Consider the following 22,579-nt stretch of genomic DNA (forward strand, 5'->3'; position numbering starts at 1 on the left):
GACCCCGCCGCCGCCCAGCCCCCGGCGGCTCAGTCGTCCAGGACCGAGAGGTCCTGCCGCGCCTCCGGCACCGACACCGTCCCCCGGTCGTCCAGCAGGTTCTGCACCGTGAACATCGGGATGCCGTCCTCCGGGATCTCCAGCAGCCGCGAGGCGTGCACCGGGCCGCCCGACAGGGTCCGCACGGTGACCGCGTAGGCGCCCTTGAGTCCCTCGGGCACCGGCGAGGTGATCGTCAGCGTCGTCCGGGACTTGACCGTGTACTTCTTCACCACCTGGGTGCCCGCCTCCGTACCGGCCGAGGCGGTGACCTCGACCTCGGCCGCCCTGCCCGGCGCGGTGATCGACAGCAGGGAGCCCCGGGACCGGTTGTCCGCGGCGGTCGCGCGCTCGCCGACGGGACCGGCCGCGGGGATGAAGGCGGTCTCCTTCTTCTCGTCCTTGCCGCGCACCACACGCAGCGCCGCCACCACGGGAACCGGTCCGCCGCCCTCGGCCGGGCTCAGGAGCAGGGACGCCGCCTCGCCCTTGGTGAGGTCGTCGAGGTCCAGGCGGGCGGTCATGCCCGACTTCACACGCAGGGTCTCGCGGCCGGCCGGGGTGATCGTCCCGGTGGGGCCCGCGAGTTGGACCTTCAGGGCCGCGTCGTCGTCTCCGGGCGCGAAGGCGACCAGTTCCACGGCCGTCGCGTCCGCAGGGACACCGGGCAGGACCACGGTGCCCGCCGGATCGCCGGAGGCGGCCAGCCAGTCGCTCCCCTCCGTGGCGTGGGCCGCGCGCACCACGGCCCCCACGCGGCCGGTCCGGGTGGTGACATGGACGGTGACGTCCTCGGCCTTGTCCGTGGTCAGCGTCGACAGCAGCACCGGTACGGCCGCACCCGGCGGGATGGTGACGCCGTCGCCCAGGGTGCTCTTGAGCTTGCCGTCCGTGCCGTACAGCTCGATGTCGGCGACGGCGCTCGCGTCGTCGGGGTTGGTGAGGTGGAGGTAGTCCTGGCGCTTCTCGGCGAGGGAGGCGCCGGGGAACCAGAAGTCGGTGTCGGGGGCGGTGCAGCTCACGCCGAGGAGCCCGCGGCCGTCTCCGGCGGAGACGGAGGTCGTCTGCTGGGTGGTCCAGCCGGGTGCGAGCGCGCCGGATGCGGTGCCGACGAGGGCCGGTGCGTCGCCCCCGTCCGCGTCGGCGGCGACGGGCTTGCCGGGTTCCTTGACCGAGACGACGGGCTTGCCTCCGGGGCCCTTCCCCGGCTCGTCCTTCTCGTCCTTCTCCTCGCCCTCCTCCCCCTTCTTGTCCGCGTCGTCCCCGGCCCTGTCGTCGGTGTCCGCCAACACGGAGGCGGAAGCGCGCAGTTCGGCCGCCGTGGCCTCGCCGTCGGCGGAATCACGGGCCGCGCCGCCGTCTTCGGCCCCGGCCGGGGTGTAGGAGATGTACCGGGTCTCGGCGAGCTCCGAGGTGCCCGGGGCGGGGCACAGCATGCTGGACCGCTCGACGGGCAGCCGGGCGGCGGTGGGGGCGGGGCCGCCTTCGCCACCGTCCGGCGCCGTCAGGGAGGCGACGCCGGTGACCGCAGCGAGAGCGGTGGCCACCGCGATCAGGGAGATGGTCGTGCGCTTCACTCGGACTCGCCTCGCGTCGTGCCGGGGGCCTGGGAGGGGGGTTCGGGGTACCGGTCGCCGTATCCGTACGGGTCACGGCCGTCCCGCGCGGGCTGCTGGTACGGGTCGCCGCCCCAGCCCTGCTCACCGGGGTACGGCTGCTGCCCGTCGCCCGCGGAGCCGGCGGGGTAGGGGTGGTCCGCGTACGGAGCGTCCGGATACGGAGCGTCCGGATACGCGGGGGACGCGGCGTCCGGGTAGGCCGGGTACGCGGCGTCCGGTTGGCCGTAGCCGCCGCGCTGGTAGGCGTCGCCGGGACCGTACGCGTACGGGTCCCGGGCGTCCCAGCCGCCGTACGGCTCACCCTCGCCCTGCCCCTGCCCCTGGCCTTGGCCCTGATCGGGGGCCGCCGGAACGGACGCGTACTGCCCGTCCCGTCCGTACGGCCCGGCGGCCCCGTAGGACTCCGGCTCCGGCCCGGGCTCCGGCGGGTACCCCGGTCCATCGTCCCCGGCACCCGCATCGGCCGCTGCCGCCTCCGCCTCCGCCTGCGCGCGCAGCCGCCGGGCCCGGCGGCCCTCGCCGGCCTCGGCCTGCGCCGGGACCGCCGGCGCCTCCTCGGGCAGGTCGTCGTCGATCTCCCGCCGCCGGCCCGGCAGGGCCAGCACCACCAGCACCAGGGCGAGGAAGGCCTGCGTCCAGATCCAGGCGGTGTGGGTCGCCGGGTCCTCGTGGGTCAGCACCAGCCGGCCGCCCTCGGCGGGCAGCTCGAAGCCCTGGGCCCAGCCGTCCACCGTGGTCTTCGTCAGCTCGCGGCCGTCGAGGGTGGCCCGCCAGCCCGCGGAGGCGGTGTCGGCGATGCGCAGCACGCGCCCCGCGCCGCCCTTGGGGATCTCGGCGCGCGCGCCGACCCGGTCGGAGGCGACGGGCAGCGGGTCGGCGCCCTCCTCGACCACCGTCGCGCGCGCCACCTGCCGGTCCACCCGCCACAGCGCACTGCCCTGGAGCTGGCTCAGCCGGCTCAGGCCGGGGGTGGCGTCGAGGACGCGGCTGGTCTCGCGGGGGACGCCGTCGCGGACCAGGACGTAGCGGATCGCGTACCCGCTGAGCTGGTTGGTCTGGTCGGCGCCGGAGCCCGCGACCAGGTTGGCGACGATCCGGTCCAGCCGGGGGTCGCTGCCGCCCGCCTCGGCCAGCTCGGCGTCGCCGAGGCGTCCGCCGGAGCCGCGGACCAGGGTGTAGGAGACCTCGGCCGCGGAGGTGCCGCCCAGGACGAGGGTGCGCGGCTGGTCGCGGGTGCCGCTCTCCTCGGCGACGAACGCGGGCACCTGGACGGGGTCCCGGCGGCCGATCGGGTCGGCCGCGCCGTTGATCATCCAGTTGACGGCGGCGGCGACGGGGGCGAGCGCGGCGGCCAGGGCGATCAGCGCGGCCAGCGGCTGCCGCCAGCCGAAGTTCTGCGCGGCGACCCGGGTGCGGCCGCCCTCGCCGCCGAGGACGGCGGCGGTCAGCAGCGCGAGGCCGTACACCAGAGTGAGCGGCCCGGCCCAGCCGGAGCCGTTGGCGACGACGGCGTACAGGAGTGCGGCGAGGGCGACGGCCCACGCGGTGCGGATGGCGAAGACGCGCTCGGCGCGCAGCAGGGCGCCGAGTGCCGCGGCGACGATGCCGAGCATCAGGATGCCGCTGGTGGTGCCGGGCCCGCCGGGGCTGATGCCGAGCAGGTCGAACGCGCCGGCCGAGCCGCTGCCGAGGTCCAGCCCGGCCTCCCGGAAGAACCGGGACGGGGACGTCAGCAGGTCCAGCGACCACGGGGCGAGGACGAGGATCGGGGTGCCGGTGGCGGCGAGGAAGCGCAGCAGGTAGGCGAGGAGGTCGCCGCGCCGCAGCACCAGGACGGCGAGCCCGGTGGCGACGGCCAGCGGCCAGACGACGGGGGTGAACGCGGTCGCGAAGGTCAGCAGCAGCGCATACGCCCAGGTCGCCCGCCAGCTCCCGCGGGCGCCGCCCTGGGCGCGCAGCCCGTGGGCGGCGACGGCGGCGCGGGCGATCAGCGGCAGCACGATCGCGAGGACGGCGGTGCCGAGGCGGCCGGCGGCGAGCGCGCCGGTGGCGGCGGGCAGGAAGGCGTAGGCGATGCTCGCCCAGGCGCGCAGCAGCCGGGACTCGACGAGCGGCCGGGAGGCGAAGTACGCGGTGAGGCCGGCGAGCGGCACCGAGCAGACCAGCAGCACGGTGAGCGCCAGCCCGGTGGAGCCGAGGAAGAGCCAGGACAGCACGGCGAGGACGGCCAGGTACGGGGGCGCGGTCTGGGTGCCGCCGGTGCCGACGGGGTGCCAGCCGTCCGCGTAGCGGGCCCACAGCTCGCCGACGCTCTCCGGGGCGGGCAGCAGCGCGCCGCCGGCCAGGGCGCCGCCGCCGTAGAGACCGCGGCAGGCGATCAGGGAGACCAGCAGCAGGACGCCGAAGAGGACGGGGGCGGGCTTGTGGGCGATCTTCTTCAGCCGGGAGAACTGCTCGATCTCCATGTAGTCGGCCTCGTCCCCGCCGGGGCCGGTTTCGACGACACCGCGGCGGGAGCCGCCCGAGTCCCCGTCCAAGCGGCCGAAGTTGGCGGCGACCTGCTCGACGGTGGCCCGTACCGTCGCGCCGGGCGGCGGGAAGAGGGGACGCAGTTCGCGGGCGTCGACCTCCCGGCGGGAGCGGCGGCGCCGGCCGGCGAGGATCCTCTCGGGCCGCAGCAGCACGCCGGAGAGGCCCATCACCTCGTCGACGGCCTGCCCGGGGATTTTGCCGACGAGGTAGGCGAGGGTGCGCAGCAGGGTGCCGACGATCAGGCGCAGCAGCACCCAGGGGAGGGCGATCCCGCGCGCGTTGGTCAGCAGGGTGTAGACGGCGCCGGCCTTGTCGACCCGGTGCGGGCTGGCGACCGAGCGCCCGGCGCAGTCGACGGTGCGGCGCTCGCGGGCGGACGCCTCCGCGTGCCGCAGCACGGCGTCGGGGGCGACGAGGACCCGGTGGCCGGCGGAGTGCACCCGCCAGCACAGGTCGACGTCGTCGCGCATCAGCGGCAGCCGGCGGTCGAAGCCGCCCAGCTCCTCGTAGACGTCGCGGCGGATGAGCATGCCGGCGGAGGAGACGGAGAGGACGGAGCGGACCTGGTCGTGCTGGCCCTGGTCCTGCTCGCGCCGGTCCAGGCCGGTCCAGCGGCGGCCGCTGTTGGCGATGGAGACGCCGGCCTCCAGGAGCTGCTTGCGGTCGTACCAGCCGCGCAGCTTGGGGCCGACGACGGCGGCGTACTCGTCGGAGTCGGCGACGCGCAGCAGTTCGGCGAGCGCGGTGGGCTCGGGCGCGCAGTCGTCGTGCAGCAGCCACAGCCACTGGACGGGTTCGCCGTGCGGCAGTTCGGGCAGCTCGTACGCCTCGTCGTGCCAGGTCCGGGTGACCGGGTCCCATCCGCTGGGGCGCTTGAGGTAGGGCAGGTCGTCCGGGGTGAGGACACCGGCGGTGCGGGCGGCCTCGTCGACGGCCGTGCCGAAGCCGGTGCGGCGGGCGAGGTGCAGGACACGGTCCGGGCCGAGGGCCTCGGTGAGCAGCGCTGCCGAGTCGTCGGCGCTGCCGGTGTCGGCGGCGACGGCGTTCTGCACGGGGCGTTCCTGGCCGAGGAGCCCGGCGAGGGCGTCGGGGAGCCAGCGGGCGCCGTCGTGGGAGACGAGCACGGCGGTGACGACGTGCCGGGGGAACTCGGGCGCGCGCGCCGGGACAAACGCTGCGGTGGTGGCGGACATCGAGGTACGGGCCCTCCGGCCGGGGGGTCGCCCCGAAGGGGCGTCGGTGCGTCAGGGACGGGGCCCCACACTAACGGCTGGCATGACGACGGTCCGCCGCCCGTGCGCGGGGCACGGACGGCGGACCGTTGCGTATGCGGGGATTTGTCCCTGTTTGCCGGGCACCGGAACGCCGGACGACGGCGGGGCGGGCGCCGGGCCGCCGGGCGACGGCGGGGTGCCCGCGGGTGCCGGGCGACGGCGGGGTGCCGCGGATGCCGGGCGGGGGGTGGGCGCAGGTGGGCGCCCGCCGGACACACGCCTCAGACGGCCGCCTTCTTCAGGCGGCGGCGCTCCCGCTCGGAGAGCCCGCCCCAGATCCCGAAGCGTTCGTCGTTGTTGAGGGCGTACTCAAGACATTCGGAGCGGACCTCGCAGGCGAGGCAGACCTTCTTGGCCTCTCTGGTGGACCCGCCCTTCTCGGGGAAGAAGGACTCGGGATCGGTCTGGGCGCACAACGCGCGCTCCTGCCAGCCGAGTTCCTCGTCCGCGTCCTCGACCAGCAGTTGCTGGAACAGCTCGGTCATCTGCGCCCCTCGTCTGTCTGTGCGTCCCCGTGATGTTGCCGGTATCGCCGCGATGGTTTACCGCAACGATCGTTTTCGGCCGAACGACACGAGTGAAATTACAAGTGTGTGGCTCCGAGCGAGTCAAGCCACGATCTGCTACTGGGCCCCGTATTCACTCTGCGGAACCAAGGCTATGCGGAAAGTGTTCAAATCACCAAAAACCTGACACATGCCAGCGGCCAACCCTTCGACGCCGTCTCAGGGAGAGAGACGTCCCGGACGGCGATCATGCTGCAATCGAGCCACCGAAGCGATCCGGATCACAGGAAGATCACAGGGCCCAACGACGTTTGCCCGCACGGTTGCTGGCGCATGTCTCCCGGGTCCCGGCTGCACAAACCTTTCTCTGGATTCAGTAACCGGATGTGATGAAACATTGCGGCCAAACCGGCCAATGAGTTGACAGTCGGTAAGGGGAACCGCCACCTTTGAGGGCATGCCAGTGACCTCAGCGCCCTTCGCGACCCGCCGCCGCGGGTTCCGCAGCGCTGTCCAGGCCCACTGTCGCTGTTGTCGCACCAGCTGTTGATCCAGCCACTGACGCCGTAGAAGCCCCCGGGGCTCCGGCTTCACCCCGCTTCTCCCGCACACCGCCTCCCGGCGGCACCCGCGCGGCCCTACGGCCCGCGCCGATCGTTCCGCGTCACCCGCCGACCTCCCCAGCCCGTCTGCCGAGGACCCCCGCACGATGAACAGCGACAGCGACCTCCAGATCGCCGGCGACATCCTCGCCGTCCAGCACCTGCTCCAGCCCGCCGCCGAGCACCCCTCCACCGTGGCCGGATTCGCCGGTCTCGCCCGCGAGATCGCCGCGGACCGCTCCCAGTGGGAGCACCTCGTCCGGTACGACGCCACCTCCCGCTGGTACCACCGGCTGCGCACCGGCCCGGGATACGAGGTCTGGCTGCTGAGCTGGGTCCCCGGCCAGGGCAGCGGGCTGCACGGTCACGGCGGTTCCTCCGGCGTCCTGACCGTCCTCACCGGAGAGCTGACCGAGCGCTCCCCGAGCGCGGGCAACGGCGAGGGCGGTGGCGCCGGCCGCGAGCGCAGGCTGACGGCCGGCTCACAGCGGGTGTTCGCGCCGGGTTACGTGCACGAGGTCACCAACGACTCCCTGGAGGGCGCGGTCAGCCTGCACGTCTACCACCCGGGCCTGACGGAGATGCCGATGCACCGGGCGTCGGCCCGCTGCACCGAGGAGCCCGCGCCGCTCGCGCAGGCGTGACGAGGTACCGACGTGCCGACGTACTGACGACGTGCCGACGTGACGAGCGGTGCGCGACGGCCGACGTGACGAGCGGTGCGCGGCGCCCGGTCCGGGACCGGACGGTCGGAGTGACCGGCCGGTGGACGGTGGGCGTCCGGCGGCAGTGACCGGCCTGCGACACTGTGCGCATGCGCATTGTGGTTCTGGCCGGCGGTATCGGCGGCGCCCGTTTCCTTCGCGGTCTGAAGCAGGCCGTGCCCGGGGCGGACGTCACGGTGATCGGCAACACCGGTGACGACATCCATCTGTTCGGGCTCAAGGTCTGCCCCGACCTCGACACCGTGATGTACACCCTCGGCGGTGGCATCAACGAGGAGCAGGGCTGGGGGCGTTCGGAGGAGACCTTCCAGGTCAAGTCCGAACTCGCCGCCTACGGTGTGGGACCCGAGTGGTTCGGCCTCGGCGACCGCGACTTCGCCACCCACATCGTCCGCACCCAGATGCTCGGCGCCGGCTACCCGCTCAGCGCGGTCACCGAGGCCCTGTGTGCCCGGTGGAACCCCGGTGTACGGCTGCTGCCCATGTCGGACGACCGGGTGGAGACCCATGTCGCCGTCACCCTCGACGGGGAGCGCCGGGTGGTCCACTTCCAGGAGTACTGGGTCAGGCTCCGTGCCTCGGTGGACGCCGAGGCGATCGTGCCGGTCGGCGCCGACCAGGCGAAGCCCGCGCCCGGGGTGCTGGAGGCGCTCGCCGCGGCGGACGTGATCCTCTTCCCGCCGTCGAACCCGGTCGTCAGCATCGGCACCGTCCTCGCCGTCCCCGGCATCCGCGAGGCGATCGCCGAGGCGGGGGTGCCCGTCGTCGGCCTCTCCCCCATCGTCGGGAACGCGCCGGTGCGCGGTATGGCCGACAAGGTGCTGGCGGCGGTCGGCGTCGAGGCGACTGCGGCTGCGGTCGCGCGGCACTACGGCTCGGGGCTGCTGGACGGCTGGCTGGTCGACACGGTCGACGAGGCGGCGGTCGCGGACGTGGAGGCGGCCGGGATCCGCTGCCGCGCGGTGCCGCTGATGATGACCGACGCGGAGGCCACCGCGGCGATGGCCCGCGCCGCCCTCGCCCTCGCCGAGGAGGTCCGCGCGTGAGAGGCGACGGCCTGCGGGTGTGGGCGCTGCCCGGTATCGGGGAGGTCCGGGCCGGGGACGACATCGCCAAGGCCGTCGCGGTCGCGGTGGGCGCCGCGGGCGCGGACACCGGCTCCGGCCCGGCGGACGGACCGGCGGACGGGCTGCGGGACGGGGACATCCTGCTGGTGACCTCGAAGATCGTCAGCAAGGCGGAGGGGCGTCTCGTCGAGGCCGCCGACCGCGAGGCGGCGATCGACGCGGAGACCGTCCGCGTGGTGGCCCGGCGCGGCCCGCTGCGCATCGTCGAGAACCGGCAGGGCCTCGTCATGGCCGCCGCCGGGGTCGACGCCTCCAACACCCCCGCCGGCACCGTGCTGTTGCTCCCCGAGGACCCGGACGCCTCGGCCCGCGCGATCCGGCGCGGACTGCGCGACCAACTCGGCGTGGACATCGGGGTCGTCGTCACCGACACCTTCGGGCGCCCCTGGCGGACCGGGCTCACCGATGTCGCGATCGGCGCGGCCGGCGTGCGGGTCCTGGACGACCTGCGCGGCGGGACGGACGCGCACGGCAACCCGCTCAGCGCGACGGTGGTCGCCACGGCGGACGAGCTGGCGGCGGCGGGCGACCTGGTCAAGGGCAAGGCGGCGGGGCTGCCGGTGGCGGTGGTCCGCGGACTCGGGCACCTGGTCGGCGAGGACGCCGACGACGGCGCCGGGGCGCGGGCCCTGGTGCGGCCCGCCGCCGAGGACATGTTCCGCCTCGGCACCTCGGAGGCCGTACGGGAGGCCGTCACCCAGCGGCGCACGGTCCGCGCGTTCACGGCCGAGCCGGTGGACGGCGCGGCTGTCCGGCGCGCGGTCGCCGCGGCGGTCACCGCGCCCGCCCCGCACCACACCACGCCGTGGCGGTTCGTCCTCCTGGAGTCGGCCGAGGCGCGGGTGCGGCTGCTGGACGCGATGCGGGACGCCTGGATCGCGGACCTGCGGCGGGACGGCAAGTCCGAGGAGTCGATCGCCCGCCGGGTCCGGCGCGGCGACGTCCTGCGGAACGCGCCCTGCCTGGTGGTGCCCTGCCTGGTCGCGGACGGCGCCCACATCTACGGGGACGAGCGGCGGGACGCGGCCGAGCGCGAGATGTTCGTCGTCGCGGCGGGGGCGGGCGTGCAGAACTTCCTGGTCGCACTGGCCGGGGAGGGGCTGGGCTCGGCCTGGGTCTCGTCCACGATGTTCTGCCGCGAGGTCGTGCGGGAGGTGCTGGACCTGCCGGCGGACTGGGACCCGATGGGGGCGGTGGCCGTCGGGCACCCGGCGCAGGCGCCGAAGGCACGGCCCGCCCGGGAGGCGTCCGACTTCATCGAGACACGCTGACGGGAAGGGTGCCGGCGCCTGCCCCGGAGGGCGGGCCGACCCGCCCGCCACCGGGCGGGGGCCCGGCGACCTACCAGCGGGCGATGTCCACGCGGCGCATCTTGGGCTCCCGGCGGGGCGGGGTGCGCCCCGCCAGCAGGACGAGGCGGGCCGCGCGGTGGCGCTGCCCCGCGTAGGGCGCGAGGAGTTCCAGCATCGCCGCGTCGTCCGCGTCCCGGTCCCCCGCGAGGGCGTATCCGACGATCCGGGGCAGGTGGAGGTCGCCCACCGTGATCGCGTCCGGGGCGCCGTGGCTGCGCTGGACCGTCTCCGCGGAGGTCCACGGGCCGATGCCCGGGACGAGTTCCAGACGGGCCATCGCCTCGGCCGGGGCCATGGTCACCGCCTCCTCCAGCCGGCGCGCCACCCGCACCGCGCGCAGGATCGTCGAGGCGCGCTTGTCGTCGACGCCCGCCCGGTGCCACTCCCAGGACGGGATCAGGGCCCAGGTGCGCGGTTCGGGCATGACATGCAGCTCCGGCGCGCCCGCCCCGGCCCCCGGCCCCGGCGCGGGCTCCCCGTGGGCGCGGACCAGGAGCCGCCAGGCCCGGTACGCCTCGTCGGTGGTGACCTTCTGCTCCAGGACGGACGGGATCAGGGACTCCAGCACCAGCCCGGTCCGCAGCAGCCGCAGGCCGGGCCTGCGGTGGCGGGCGGCGGCGACGAGGCGGTGGTGCGGGGTGAACGCGTCCGGCTCGTCGGCGGCGCCGAGGAGTTCGGGCAGCCGGTCCAGCAGCCACTCGGCGCCCGCGCCCCACGCCTCGGCCTCGACCGTCCCGCCGCACGGCGCCACCCGCAGCGTGCCCGGCCCCGCCGGGGTGCGCGTGGCACGCCACACGGAGCCGTCCGGGGTGGTGCGGAAGGTGGGGTCGGCGGGGCCGCGCCGCAGCGGGCCGAGGACCAGGCCGAGGTCGAGCGGCCAGGGCGGGACCCAGCTCCGGGTGCGGGCCGGAGCCGGGGCGGTGGAGCCGGTCGTGGTCCCGGCGGCGGGACCGGTCGTGGCCCCGGCGGCGGAACCGGTCGTGGCCCCGGCGGCGGTCTGGCGGGGCAGGCGGGCGGCGCCGCGCCGTGTGCCGGTGCGGCGGCTGCCCGGTTCGAAGCGCCCTGCCATGGCGCCAGGCTACTGGTCGGAGGAGAAACGGACCGAGCCCGCGGGCAGGACCGCGTCGCACCAGACGCGCACGCCCTCCCGGAGTTCGTTGTCCTCGCCCACGACCGCGCCGTCACCGACGACCACCCCGGACAGCACCGCCCGTGAGCCGATCCGCGCGCCCTCTCCTATCAGCGAGCCGGAGACGACGGCGCCCGGCTCGACGACCGCCCCGGCGAGGACCGCGCTGCCGTCGACACGGGCGCCCTCACCGATGACGGCACCCTCACCGACCACGGTGCCGCCGGTCAGCTTGGCGTCCGGGGCCACCCGCGCGGACGGCAGGACCAGCCGGTCGCCGCAGCGTCCGGGCACGGCCGGGGAGGGGGCGCGGCCCAGCACCAGGTCGGCGGAGCCGCGGACGAAGGCGCCCGGCGTGCCGAGGTCGAGCCAGTAGGTGGAGTCGACCATGCCCTGGAGGTGGGCTCCCGAGGCGAGCAGGTCCGGGAAGGTCTCCCGCTCGACGGAGACCGGCCGCCCGGCCGGGACGGAGTCGATGACGGAGCGGCGGAAGACATAGGCGCCGGCGTTGATCTGGTCGGTGACGATCTCCTCGGGGGTCTGCGGCTTCTCCAGGAAGGCCGTGACACGTCCCGTGGGATCCGTCGGCACCAGCCCGAAGGCGCGGGGGTCCTCGACGCGGGTGAGATGGAGGGACACGTCGGCACCGGTGGAGCGGTGGGTGCCGACGAGGGCCGGGATGTCCAGCCCGGTCAGGATGTCGCCGTTGAAGACGAGGACGGGGTCCTCGGGTCCCGAGTGGAGACGGGAGGCGACGTTGCGTATCGCGCCGCCGGTGCCCAGCGGCTCCACCTCGGTCACGTACTCGATGTGCAGCCCGAGGGCGGAACCGTCGCCGAAGTACGGTTCGAAGACCTCGGCGAGGTAGGAGGTGGCGAGCACGATGTGCTCGACGCCCGCGGCCCGGGCCCGGGCCAACTGGTGGGTGAGGAACGGGACACCGGCTGCTGGGACCATCGGCTTCGGTGTGCGGACGGTGAGCGGACGCAGCCGGGTGCCCTTGCCTCCGACCAGGAGAATCGCTTCTGGGGCCTGGTTCAAATCGGTCTCTGCTTCCTGCTGGGGCCGGGCGCGGTCGCTGGTTGGACCGGCCAGTGTAGGGGCAGTCCTGGCGACGGCCCCGGGCGGCGGGTGCGGCGGGCGGCGGCCCGCGCACGGCCCCGGCAGCGGCGCCTCAGCGGCCCTGGTAGGAGGCCGACGCGGTGCGCACGGAACCGAGCTTGTCGTACAGCTTGCCGCCGGGGCAGTCGGTGTTGAAGCCGTCGCGGTGTCCCGAGACGGTGTTCATCGACACCTTGACGCCCTTGGCGTACTTGCCGCTCCCTCCCGAGGTGAGGGTCACCTTGCCCTTCGGGTTCACTCCGTGCAGGCCGAGCTTCCAGGCGGTCAGCTTGGCCGCCGCCGTCACCACCGCCTGCGGCGGATTGGTGGAACTGTACGTCCCGAGTACGGCGATTCCGGTGCTGTTGGTGTTGAAACCGAGGGTGTGTGCCCCGAGGACCGGCTTGGCCACGCCTCCGGCCCGGCCTTCGTAGATGTTTCCGCACTTGTCGACGGCGAAGTTGTAGCCGATGTCCCGCCAGCCGCTGCTCACCGTGTGGTAGCGGTAGATACTGCGGATAACGGAGGGGGCCTGGGCGCAGGTGTAGTTGTTGCCCGTGGCGCTGTGGTGCACGAACGCGGCCTTGACGGTGCTGGTGTAGGCGAAGGTCTTCTCGCGCAGCGACTCGTCGGCGCCCCAGCCCTTGCGGGTGACGATGGCCGGGCGGGGCCCGATGTACGCCTGAGCCGTGACCTCGTCGACGACGAGAGCGCCGCTCGCGGCCGCTTCGGCCTCGGTCTCGGAGCGGCTGAGCTCGGGGATGAGGAGTCCGTCGCTCTGGGTGCGCCCGGCGGTGCCGTCCTCGGGTCCCGGGGGCGGTTCCCCGGTGCCGGGGCCCTCCGGGTCGTCGCCGGGGTCGACGAGTTCCAGGCGCAGTCCCTCGGGGAGTTCGCCGTGCCTGCCGTCGGCCGCCAGGACGCGGACCTCGACGCCGTCCGAGGCGCCGACCCAGAGAGGGGCGGTGGAGCCGCGGACGCTGCCGGAGTCGCTCTCGGCGGTGCCGGGGTCGGCGGCGTGGTCGGTGTTGTGGGTCTCGACCTCCTGCCAGCCGGACCAGTCACCGGTACCGATGGACCGGGTGCGGACCTCGACGGTGCCGTCGAGTTCGGCGGAGGAGTCCTCCCAGACCAGGCCCAGGAGGGAGAACGGCTCGGTCTCCTGGCGCGGCAGGCCCAGGGGGGCGGCGGCGCCCGAGCGTTCGGAGGGGTCGGAGGAGCTCAGCGGTTCCAGGGGTACGGAACGGGTGCTCCCGGGGGTGCCGGACGCGTCGTCGGATATCGCGGCGGCGACCGGGGTGAGGGTCAGAGGGAAGGCGAGCGCCGCTGCGCACGCCACCGTGATCGTTGATGCCAGATGTCCACGCATGCCAGCGATCCTGGAAGCGCCACGCCGTCCCCGCCTGCCGAAGGAGCCCGGCCGGGGGGCCGCCGACCGGGGGACCCGGTTCACCGGGACGGACGCCCCGGCGCGCGGGCCGGGCGTAGTCTTGCGCGCGTGAACGCCAGCGACCGCACCCCTGCCGACCTGCTGCGATCCGCCCTCGCCGCGGACCCGGCCCGCCCCTTGGTCACCTTCTACGACGATGCCACCGGTGAGCGCGTCGAATTGTCGGTTGCCACCTTCGCCAATTGGGTGGCGAAGACCGCCAATCTGCTCCAGGGTGACCTCGCCGCGGAGCCGGGAGAGCGGGCCGCCCTGCTGCTGCCCGCGCACTGGCAGACGGCGGTGTGGCTGCTGGCCTGTTCGTCGGTGGGGGTGGTCGCGGACGTCGGCGGGGACCCGGCCGCGGCGGACCACGTGGTCGCCGGGCCGGGCGGGTTCGAGGCGGGGCTCGCCTGCCGGGGCGAGCGGATCGCCCTGTCGCTCGCCCCGCTGGGCCGCAGGTTCCCCACCCCGCCCGAGGGTTGGGCCGACTACGCGGTGGAGGTGCCGAGCCAGGGCGACCGGTTCGCCCCGTTCGTCCCGGTGGACGCGGACGAGCCCGCACTCGTCGTCGGGAGTGAGCGGTTCACCGGCGCCGAACTGGTCGCGCGGGCGCGCGCGGACGCGGAAAGGCGGGGGCTGACGGACGGGTCCCGGCTGCTGTCGGAGCTGGCGTACGACACCTGGGAGGGGCTGTCGGCCGGGCTGTACGCGCCGCTGGCGGCCGGGGGTTCGGTCGTGCTGTGCCGGAACGCGGGCGGGTTGTCCGAGGAGGAGCTGGCCAAGCGCGTCGAGAGCGAGCGGGTGACCGCGACGGCCCGCTGACGGGCGAGGTGGGGCCCCGGGCGGGCGCGGGTCCGGTACGACCAACACTCCGGAAGCCCCGAGTCCACTCGTGTGGCGGACCGTCGGGCCCGGCCCTCCCCGCCTGGAGGTGAACTCCGGTGGATGATCGGCGACAAGAGTGTTTCATCGCACAACCAAGCGCCGGGTTCGGCCGTCTAGACCTTCGATCGGCGGCCCAGCGCGCTGCCGACGCCATGAAGGATGGATCCACACGTGACGGACAAGGCCGGCACTTCCGGTGACGGGTCCGCGACCCCCGACGAGGGGGACGCGGCCAAGCCGTCCGACGACACGGCGGCTGACGCCCAGCCGTCCGACGCACGGCCGTCCGACGCCCGGGCGGCCGGGGGCGACGGCGAGCTGCCCGGCCAGAGCGGCCGGTCGCGCTACTGGCTGCGGTGGGTCGCGCTCGGCACCTCCGTCGTGGTGCTCGCCGCGGCCGGCGCGGGCTGGTGGTTCTACCAGAAGCTCGATTCCAACATCACCACCGACACCTCCGCCGCCGCCGAGTTGGAGACCTACGAACGCGAGCGCCCCACCCCCGTCGCGACCGGTGCGCTGAACATCCTGCTGATGGGCTCCGACACCCGCGAGGGCGAGGGCAACGAGGAGTACGGCAAGGACGAGGCCGGCAGCCAGCGTTCGGACACCACGATCCTGCTGCACATCTCCGCCGACCGGCAGAGCGCCACCGCGATGTCCGTCCCCCGGGACCTGATGGTCACCATCCCCAGCTGCCGCAAGCCGGACGGGAAGCGCACCCGGGAGCAGATCGCCCAGTTCAACTGGGCCTTCCAGTTCGGCGGGGCGGCCTGCGCGATCCGGACCGTGGAGAAGTTCACCGGGGTGCGCATCGACCACCACATGGTCATCGACTTCCGCGGGTTCAAGGACATGGTGGACGCGGTGGACGGCGTCGAGGTCTGCCTGCCGGAGCCGATCGACGACAAGGCCGCCCGCCTCGAACTGCCCGCCGGCCGGCAGACCCTGCACGGCGAGGAGGCCCTCGGCTACGTCCGGGCGCGCAAGTCGCTGGGCGACGGCAGCGACACCGAGCGGATGGAGCGCCAGCAGCAGTTCCTGGGCGCGCTGGTGAAGAAGGTGCAGAGCAACGGCGTCCTGCTGAACCCGACCCGGCTCTATCCGGTGCTGGACGCGGCCACCAAGTCGATCACCACGGACCCGGGACTCGACTCGCTGCGGGACCTGTACGACCTGACCCGCTCACTCCGCAGCGTACCGACCGAAAAGGTGCAATTCCTTACCGTCCCGCGGCAGCCGTACCATCTCAACCCGAACCGGGACGAGTTGGTTGAGCCGGACGCGAGCGAGCTGTTCGAGCGGCTGCGCGAGGACACCCCCGTCACGGTCGTCCCCAAGAGCGAGAAGGAGAAGGAGGAGGAGAACGGCAAGACCCCCTCGCCCGACCCGACCTTCTCCGGCACGACGGCGGCGGAGGGCATGTGCGGGTAAAGCAATGGCCAAACACCAACCGAGAGCACAGGCGTATTGCGCGAATTGCCCGCTTGTAAGGCGTGAGGAATTTGTCACGGGCGTCGCTCATCCCTGAACTGGGCGGATAGTGTGACGCGATCCGGTACTTCCGACCCCGTGTCGCGCACTGCTGGATCGAAGGACTGAGCGCCTGGAGGGGGAGGCGCCCCGCGTGGCACCCGACGGAGGACTCAAGCAACCGTGGATGCGCAAGGCCGTGGACAGGCGGACGACATCGACCCCGCCGACCAGTGGGTGATGAACCCGGAGACGGGCAACTACGAACTGCGACTGAACCAATCCGGTACGCAGTCGACAGGTTCCCGCGCGTCCGCGTCCGCCGCAAGCGGCCCCGGCGGATCATCGCGGAAAGACGCGCGGACCGGCACCCCCCAGGCCACCGCCACCCGCAGCCGCACCGAGGCCCGGCGCTCTCGGGACACCCGGGCCCCGGAGGTCCCCGGCCAGCGCAGCCGGCGCGCGGGCGGCTCCACGAGCGGCTCCACGGGCGGCGGCCGGGTGCCGCAGCAGGCGGGCAGCCGACGCAAGCGCAAGCCGGCGAAGTCGCGGAAGAAGAAGGTCCTGCTGTGGACCGGCGGCACCCTGGCCCTGCTGATGGCGACCACGGCCACGGCCGGCTACCTCTACTACGAGCACCTGAACGCGAACATCACCTCGATCGCCGACGACGGCGCGGGCACCGGCGGCTTCAGCAAGGACCGCGCGATCAACATCCTGGTGATCGGCACGGACAAGCGCACGGGTGAAGGCAACAAGGGCTACGGCGACAACGACAGCCCGGGCCACGCCGACACCACGGTGCTGCTGCACGTCTCCAAGGACCGCACCAACGCGACCGCGATGAGCATTCCGCGCGACCTCATCACGGACATCCCGGACTGCCCCACGACCCAGGAGGACGGGTCCCAGGAGGTCATCCCGGGCGAGCGCAACGTCCGCTTCAACACCAGCCTGGGCCAGTCCGGCCGCACGCCGAGCTGCACCATGCGCACGGTCACCGAGATGACCGGCATCCCCATAGACCACTTCATGGTGGCCGACTTCAACGCGGTCAAGACGCTCTCCTCGGCCGTGGGCGGGGTGCCGATCTGCCTCGCCAAGGACATCAAGGACCCCAAGTCCCACCTGGACCTGCCCGCCGGCGAGCACACCATCGAGGGCGAGGAGGCCCTCGCCTTCGTGCGCACCCGGTACACCGTGGGCTTCGGCGGCGACCTGGACCGCATCAAGATCCAGCAGCAGTTCCTCAGCGCGCTGATGCGCAAGCTGAAGTCGAACGACACCCTCACCAGTCCGACGAAGCTGGTGAAGCTCGCCGAGGCCGGCACCAAGGCGCTGACCGTCGACTCCAAGATCAACGACATCATGAAGCTCCGCGACCTCGGCCTGGAGCTGGGCAAGTTCGACATGAAGAACCTGACCTTCGCCACCGTGCCGGTCGTGGACAACCCGGCCGAGACGGTGAAGGCCACGGTCGTCCTGGACACCCCCAAGTCCGACGCCCTGTTCTCCATGGTGAAGAACGACATCTCCCTCACCGAGGTAGAGCAGGAGAAGAAGGAGGCCAAGGCCAGGCAGGCCCAGCTCCTCAAGGGCGAGCGGGCCGAGGCGTCCGCGGTCCGGGTCGACGTCTTCAACGGCGGCGGCCCCACGGGCTCCGCGCAGAGGACCCTGGACTGGCTGCAGAACTCCGAGGGCGTCCTGAAGTCCACCAACAAGGGCAACGCCCCGGCCGAGGTCGCCAGGACGCAGCTGGAGTACGCGCCCAACCAGGCCGACCAGGCCCGCAAGCTGGCCGACCTGATGGGCCTGCCCGCCGCGGCGCTGAAGCCGGGCACCGAGGACGCCGAGGGGCTGGAGGCGATGACGCTGACACTGGGCCCCGACTTCCAGGGCGCGGGGGTGCCCATCAGCGGGCCCGCAAAGCTGCCGAAGGACGTTTCCCAGGTCCAGGCGGACAAGCAGGTCTGCGCCAAGTGACACCGAGGCCGCGGGGACGCCGACGTCCGCGCGGCCGGCACGCGGACGGAGACCTGTCCACGTGACCGCCACGGGGACGGCGTCGTCCGCGTGACCACCACGAGGACGGCGTCGTCCGCGTGGCAACGCAGCCCATGGGGACCGGCGGTCCCCATGGCATCGCAGCCGGGCTCATGGGGAGAGCCCGCACACAGGGGAGCCAGGGGTGGGACAGAGCAGGGTGCGTGAGGAGGGGACGCGGCGACGTGGACCACGCGCGGCCGGTGATCTCGGCTGGGACGAGAGCCAGTACGGCGACGCGTCCGGGCACGTCCCGGGCAGCCGCAGGGCTCCCGACGACGAGCAGGACGGCCCGGAGGACGGCGGGAGCGGCGCACGGCGCGCGGGAGCGGGCGGCGGACGCCGCAGCGGCCCGCGCCGCCGGGCGAAACGCGGCCGCCGGCGCATAGGCCGGTGGATCGCCCTCTGCCTCTCGGTGCTGATCCTCGGCACCGCCGGCGCGGGCTACCTCTACTACGAGCACCTGAACAGCAACATCCGCAAGGGCGAACGGAGTTCGGCCGACTCGGACGTGAAGAAGAGCGCACCCAACGCGGCGGGCCAGACCCCGCTGAACGTCCTGCTGATCGGCTCCGACAGCAGGAACTCCAAGGCGAACCTGAAGCTCGGCGGCTCGAAGCAGAGCGTCGGCGCAAAGCCGCTGGCGGACGTCCAGATGCTGCTCCACGTGTCGGCCGACCGGAGGAACGCCTCGGTCGTCTCCATCCCCCGCGACACCAAGGTCGACATCCCCACCTGCACCGATCCGGAGTCCGGGGAGAAGTTCGGCGCCACCCGGGACCTCATCAACACCACCCTCGGCCGCGGCGGCCCCGGCTGCACCCTGGCCACCTGGCAGGAGCTGACCGGCATCTACATCGACCACTGGATGATGGTCGACTTCGCGGGCGTGGTGTCCATGGCGGACGCGATCGGCGGCGCCGAGGTGTGCGTCAAGGACAACGTCTACGACGGCCCCAAGCCCGGTGTCCCCGGCGGCTCCGGGCTGCGGCTGGAGAAGGGGACCTGGCCGGTCCAGGGCGAGCAGGCCCTCCAGTGGCTGCGCACCCGGCACGCCTTCGAAAGCGACTTCGGCCGCTCCAAGGCCCAGCACATGTACATGAACTCGGTGATCCGGAAACTGAAGGAGCAGAACGCCTTCACCGACACCGGACAGCTCATGGACCTGGCCGAGACCGCCACCAGGTCCCTCCAGGTCTCCGAGGAGGTCGGCACCGTCAAGAAGCTGTTCGACCTCGGAATGACCCTCAAGGACGTGCCGACGGACCGGATCGCGATGCTCACCATGCCGCGCGTCCCCGACCCGGCCAACCCGAACGCCCATGTCCTGCCCGCCCCCGAGGAGACGGACCGGCTCTGGGAGATGCTCCGCGAGGACGTCCCCGTGGACGGGAAGGAGCCGACCTCCAAGCCCAAGCCGGCGCCGAAGGACGAGGCCGCCGAACCGTCCGACATCGGGATCATGGTCCGCAACGGCACCGGCGTGAACGGCCCGCCCGCACCCCGCCGGGCTGCCGCGGTCACCGGCCTGCTGGCCGGGAAGGGCTTCACGGGCGCCCGGGCGGACGCGACACCCGAGACCGCCCGGCGCACCCAGGTCCTCTTCCCCAGCGCCGACCTCGAAGGCGACGCCCACGCGGCGGCGAAGGCCCTGGGCATCCCGACGAGCGCGGTGCGCAAGTCGACGGAGGTGTCCGGCGTGACCCTGATCGTGGGCGCGGACTGGCGCACCGGCGACACCTTCCCGAAGCCCGAGTCGGCCGGACCGCCGAAGGACACGGAGACGGTCATGGGCGACGACGACAAGGCGTGCATGGACATCTACGCGCCCTACCGCTTCTGAGGCCGTCCTCGTACGGCACGGCCCCGGCCGCCCCTTCGAGGGGGCGGCCGGGGCCGTGCCGTGTCGTGTCGTCCGGGGCCGTGTCTCCTGCCGGGAGCGGCCCGGGTCGCGGGTCGGCCGAGGGCGCGCCGTCCGGGAGGGGCTGTCAGGCCGTCCGGGCCGTCAGGCCGTCTCGGTCTCGGTGGTGCGCGTCACGGCGGGGCGGCGGCTCGCGATGACCTTCTTCGCCAGGGACCGCGGGCTGGTCAGGAAGCCGTAGCCCCAGGACATGTGCATCGTGGCCAGCGCGACCGGGATCCGGAGCCGGGCCTTCGGCGACAGGCCGCGGCCCGCGGGCACCGAGCCCACCGTGATCGCCGCGAGGTACCCGCCCGGGACCACCAGCGCCCACGGAGTGAGCGCCGCGCCCGCGACCAGCCCGGCCGCGATGGCGCACACGGCGACCGGCGGGGCGAGATAGCGCAGGTTGATCGAGCCGGGGTGGTAGCGGGCGACCACATGGCGCCAGCGACCGTAGTCCTTGTACTGCTTGGCCAGCGCGCGCACCGAGGGACGCGGCCGGTACTGGACCTTCAGCTCCGGCGAGAACCAGATGAGTCCCCCGGCCTCGCGGATCCGGAAGTTCAGCTCCCAGTCCTGGGCGCGGATGAACTCGGTGTTGTAGCCGCCCTGCCTCTCCAGTGCCTCCCGCCGGAACACGCCCAGGTACACCGTCTCCGCCGGGCCCGCCGCGCCGCCGGTGTGGAAGGCCGCGTTGCCGACGCCGATCCGGGAGGTCATCGCGGCGGCGACCGCCTCCTCCCAGGCGTTCTCGCCCTCGGCGTGCATGATGCCGCCGACGTTCTGCGCGCCGGTCTCCTCCAGGAGGCGGACCGCGGTGGCGATGTAGTCCGGCGAGAGCATGCCGTGCCCGTCGACGCGGACGACGACCGGGTGCCGGGACGCGGCGATCGCGGCGTTCAGCGCGGCCGGGGTGCGTCCCGTCGGGTTCGGCACGGTGTGGACGCGGGGGTCCTCACGCACCAGTTCGGCGGCGATCTCGTCGGTGCGGTCCGTGGACGGCCCCAGCGCGATCACCACCTCCATCTCGCCGTCGTACTCCTGCTGGAGGATGTGACGGACCGAGTTGCGCAGATGCCGCTCCTCGTTGAGGACCGGCATGATCACGGAGACAGGGGGCGTGGCGTTCATCGCCCGCCACGTTACCGCGTTACCGCGTACGGGGGACCCGCAGGCGCGGCGGCCGGGGCCGGGGAGCGCGCACGCCTACGGTGCTGAGGATCCCCCTGTCGTCCGCGGAGGTGTCCCGTGCCCCCAACGCCCCGCCCCGGCCGCCCGGACCCTCGTGCGCCGCAGCCGCCCCGACGGCGTCCGGCGCCCCGCCCGGCCGGGGCCGGCGGGCGGGGCGGAGCCACCGGGAAACCCGCCGGGCAGGGCGGACGGGCCCGGCCCGCCGGACGCACGGGACGGCCTCGCTGGGGTGTGCGGGTCGTCACCTCCCTCTCGGTCCTGGTCCTGGGCATCGGCGGCATCGGGCACGCGGTGGTGACGAGCCTGGACAGCGGGATCGAGCGGGTGGACCCCTTCCGGGACATGAAGAACCGGCCGGACGGCGGCCACGGTATGAACATCCTGCTGGTGGGGACGGACGGCCGGGACCGGATCACCGCCGAGGAGAAGAAGAAGTACCGCCTGGGCGGCGTCGGCTGCCGCTGTACCGACACGATCATGCTGGTGCACATCTCCCAGGACCGGGAGCGCGCCAGCGTGGTGAGCCTGCCGCGGGACAGCTACGCGGAGATCCCCGACCATGTCGACGCCACCACCGGCAAGCAGCACAAGCGCCACCCGGTGAAGCTGAACGCCGCGTTCACCGAGGGCGGGCCCTCCCTGACCGTGCGGACCGTGGAGCACATGACAGGGGTGAAGATCGACCACTATCTGGAGGTCGACTTCACCAGCTTCATGCGGACCGTGGACACGGTCGGCGGTGTGGAGATCTGCACGGCCCGCCCGATGAAGGACTCCTACACGGGTCTCGACCTGGCAGTGGGCACCCATAAGCTCAACGGCGGGCAGGCCCTCCAGTATGTGCGCTCCCGCCATATCGACGGAGCCGCCGACCTGGGGCGGATGCAGCGGCAGCAGCGCTTCATGGCCGCGCTCATCCACCAGGCGACCAGCAACGGTGTGCTGCTCAACCCGGTGAAGTTCCGCTCGGTGGTCTCGACGATGCTCGACTCGGTGCGGGCCGACAAGAACTTCGGCCCCGAGCAGATGCTCGCCCTCGGCCGGGCGATGAAGGGATTCTCCCCCGCCTCCTCGGAGTTCACCTCGGTGCCGGTCGGCGATGTGAGCCACCCGGTCAAGGGCATCGGCTCCACCGTGAAATGGGACACCGCGAAGGCGAAGAAGCTGTTCCAGCTGGTGCGGGACGACAAGCCGCTCGCGCCGCGGCGCCCGAAGCAGCCGAGGGCGGCCCTGGTGGACGTCCCCCCGGACCGGATCCGGGTGCAGGTCTACAACGGCACGGCGACTCCGGGGCTCGGGGACCGGGTCGACAAGGCCCTCGACGCGACGGGCTTCGCGACCACCCGCTCCCCGCTGAACGCCCCGGGCACCGCGGGCGCCCCGCTGGCCAAGACCTATGTGACGTACGACCCGCGCTGGGACCGGTCGGCGAAGTCGCTCCAGACGGCGCTGGGCGGCTGCGAACTGCGCCCGGCGAAGGGGCAGGGCCCGACGATGAAGGTGATGGCGGGCGCGGACTACAAGGGCGTCACCCCGGTCCGCGCGGAGGACCGCAAGCCGGGCGCCTTCGGCGCGGTGACGGGCGACCAGGTGGTGTGCCCGTAACCCATGTGGACCGGGCACATGTGGACCCGGTCCGTGTGGACCGGGCACAT

General features: G+C 73.5%; 15 protein-coding genes. 8 read left to right on the top strand and 7 right to left on the bottom strand.

What is annotated here, in order from left to right:
- Positions 1-29: 29 nt before the first annotated feature.
- The 3 genes from C593_RS0108020 to C593_RS0108030 all read right to left on the bottom strand — a co-directional run bounded on the left by C593_RS0108020 (position 30) and on the right by C593_RS0108030 (position 5,949).
- Positions 30-1,616 carry a DUF5719 family protein gene (locus C593_RS0108020; RefSeq protein ID WP_018846778.1) on the bottom strand — a complete coding sequence of 529 codons (1,587 nt, stop codon included), beginning with the start codon at positions 1,614-1,616 and terminating at the stop codon, positions 30-32.
- On the bottom strand, positions 1,613-5,383 hold the full coding sequence (locus tag C593_RS0108025) for a glycosyltransferase family 2 protein (RefSeq protein WP_018846779.1): 3,771 nt from the start codon (positions 5,381-5,383) through the stop codon (positions 1,613-1,615). The genes C593_RS0108020 and C593_RS0108025 overlap by 4 nt, the downstream gene beginning before the upstream one ends.
- 302 nt (positions 5,384-5,685) lie before the next feature.
- Positions 5,686-5,949 (bottom strand): WhiB family transcriptional regulator, encoded by a 264-nt coding sequence (locus C593_RS0108030; protein ID WP_018846780.1) that lies wholly within the window; start codon positions 5,947-5,949, stop codon positions 5,686-5,688.
- A 730-nt stretch (positions 5,950-6,679) separates the two neighbouring features.
- On the opposite strand from C593_RS0108030, the gene C593_RS0108035 reads away from it, so the two are divergent.
- From C593_RS0108035 to C593_RS0108045, 3 genes are all read left to right on the top strand, one after another.
- Positions 6,680-7,216: a hypothetical protein gene (locus C593_RS0108035; RefSeq protein ID WP_018846781.1), complete on the top strand. Its 537-nt coding sequence runs from the start codon at positions 6,680-6,682 to the stop codon at positions 7,214-7,216.
- Between the two features lie 170 nt (positions 7,217-7,386).
- Positions 7,387-8,343: a 2-phospho-L-lactate transferase gene (gene cofD, locus C593_RS0108040; protein WP_018846782.1), complete on the top strand. Its 957-nt coding sequence runs from the start codon at positions 7,387-7,389 to the stop codon at positions 8,341-8,343.
- Positions 8,340-9,695, top strand: a complete 1,356-nt coding sequence (locus tag C593_RS0108045) for a coenzyme F420-0:L-glutamate ligase (protein ID WP_018846783.1) — start codon at positions 8,340-8,342, stop codon at positions 9,693-9,695. Before cofD ends, C593_RS0108045 begins: the two co-directional genes overlap by 4 nt.
- A gap of 70 nt (positions 9,696-9,765) precedes the next feature.
- On the opposite strand, the gene C593_RS0108050 is transcribed toward C593_RS0108045, so the two are convergent.
- The 3 genes from C593_RS0108050 to C593_RS0108060 form a co-directional block, all read right to left on the bottom strand.
- Positions 9,766-10,845, bottom strand: a complete 1,080-nt coding sequence (locus tag C593_RS0108050) for a 3-methyladenine DNA glycosylase (protein WP_018846784.1) — start codon at positions 10,843-10,845, stop codon at positions 9,766-9,768.
- A gap of 9 nt (positions 10,846-10,854) precedes the next feature.
- The gene (gene manB, locus C593_RS0108055) at positions 10,855-11,946 is read right to left on the bottom strand and encodes a mannose-1-phosphate guanylyltransferase (RefSeq protein ID WP_018846785.1); all 1,092 of its coding nucleotides are present in this window, start codon (positions 11,944-11,946) and stop codon (positions 10,855-10,857) included.
- Between the two features lie 133 nt (positions 11,947-12,079).
- Entirely contained in the window at positions 12,080-13,372 is a 1,293-nt protein-coding gene (locus C593_RS0108060; protein WP_026277478.1) for a peptidoglycan recognition protein family protein, read from the bottom strand.
- Positions 13,373-13,501: 129 nt separating this feature from the next.
- On the opposite strand from C593_RS0108060, the gene C593_RS0108065 reads away from it, so the two are divergent.
- The 4 genes from C593_RS0108065 (at position 13,502) to C593_RS0108080 (ending at position 19,673) form a co-directional block, all read left to right on the top strand.
- Entirely contained in the window at positions 13,502-14,254 is a 753-nt protein-coding gene (locus tag C593_RS0108065; RefSeq protein WP_018846787.1) for a TIGR03089 family protein, read from the top strand.
- 234 nt (positions 14,255-14,488) lie between these two features.
- The gene (locus tag C593_RS0108070; protein ID WP_018846788.1) at positions 14,489-15,748 is read left to right on the top strand and encodes an LCP family glycopolymer transferase; all 1,260 of its coding nucleotides are present in this window, start codon (positions 14,489-14,491) and stop codon (positions 15,746-15,748) included.
- A 222-nt stretch (positions 15,749-15,970) separates the two neighbouring features.
- Entirely contained in the window at positions 15,971-17,770 is a 1,800-nt protein-coding gene (locus C593_RS0108075) for an LCP family protein (protein ID WP_018846789.1), read from the top strand.
- A gap of 205 nt (positions 17,771-17,975) precedes the next feature.
- Complete coding sequence (locus C593_RS0108080; protein ID WP_078521289.1) at positions 17,976-19,673, top strand: LCP family protein; 1,698 nt, start codon at positions 17,976-17,978, stop codon at positions 19,671-19,673.
- A 162-nt stretch (positions 19,674-19,835) separates the two neighbouring features.
- Here C593_RS0108080 and C593_RS0108085 read toward each other — a convergent pair whose 3' ends face one another.
- Positions 19,836-20,864 (bottom strand): glycosyltransferase family 2 protein, encoded by a 1,029-nt coding sequence (locus C593_RS0108085; protein WP_018846791.1) that lies wholly within the window; start codon positions 20,862-20,864, stop codon positions 19,836-19,838.
- A 117-nt stretch (positions 20,865-20,981) separates the two neighbouring features.
- Here C593_RS0108085 and C593_RS0108090 point away from each other — a divergent pair, with 117 nt between their 5' ends.
- Entirely contained in the window at positions 20,982-22,529 is a 1,548-nt protein-coding gene (locus C593_RS0108090; RefSeq protein WP_486591089.1) for an LCP family protein, read from the top strand.
- Positions 22,530-22,579: the final 50 nt, after the last annotated feature.

It is taken from the genome of Streptomyces sp. CNT372 (assembly GCF_000377145.1).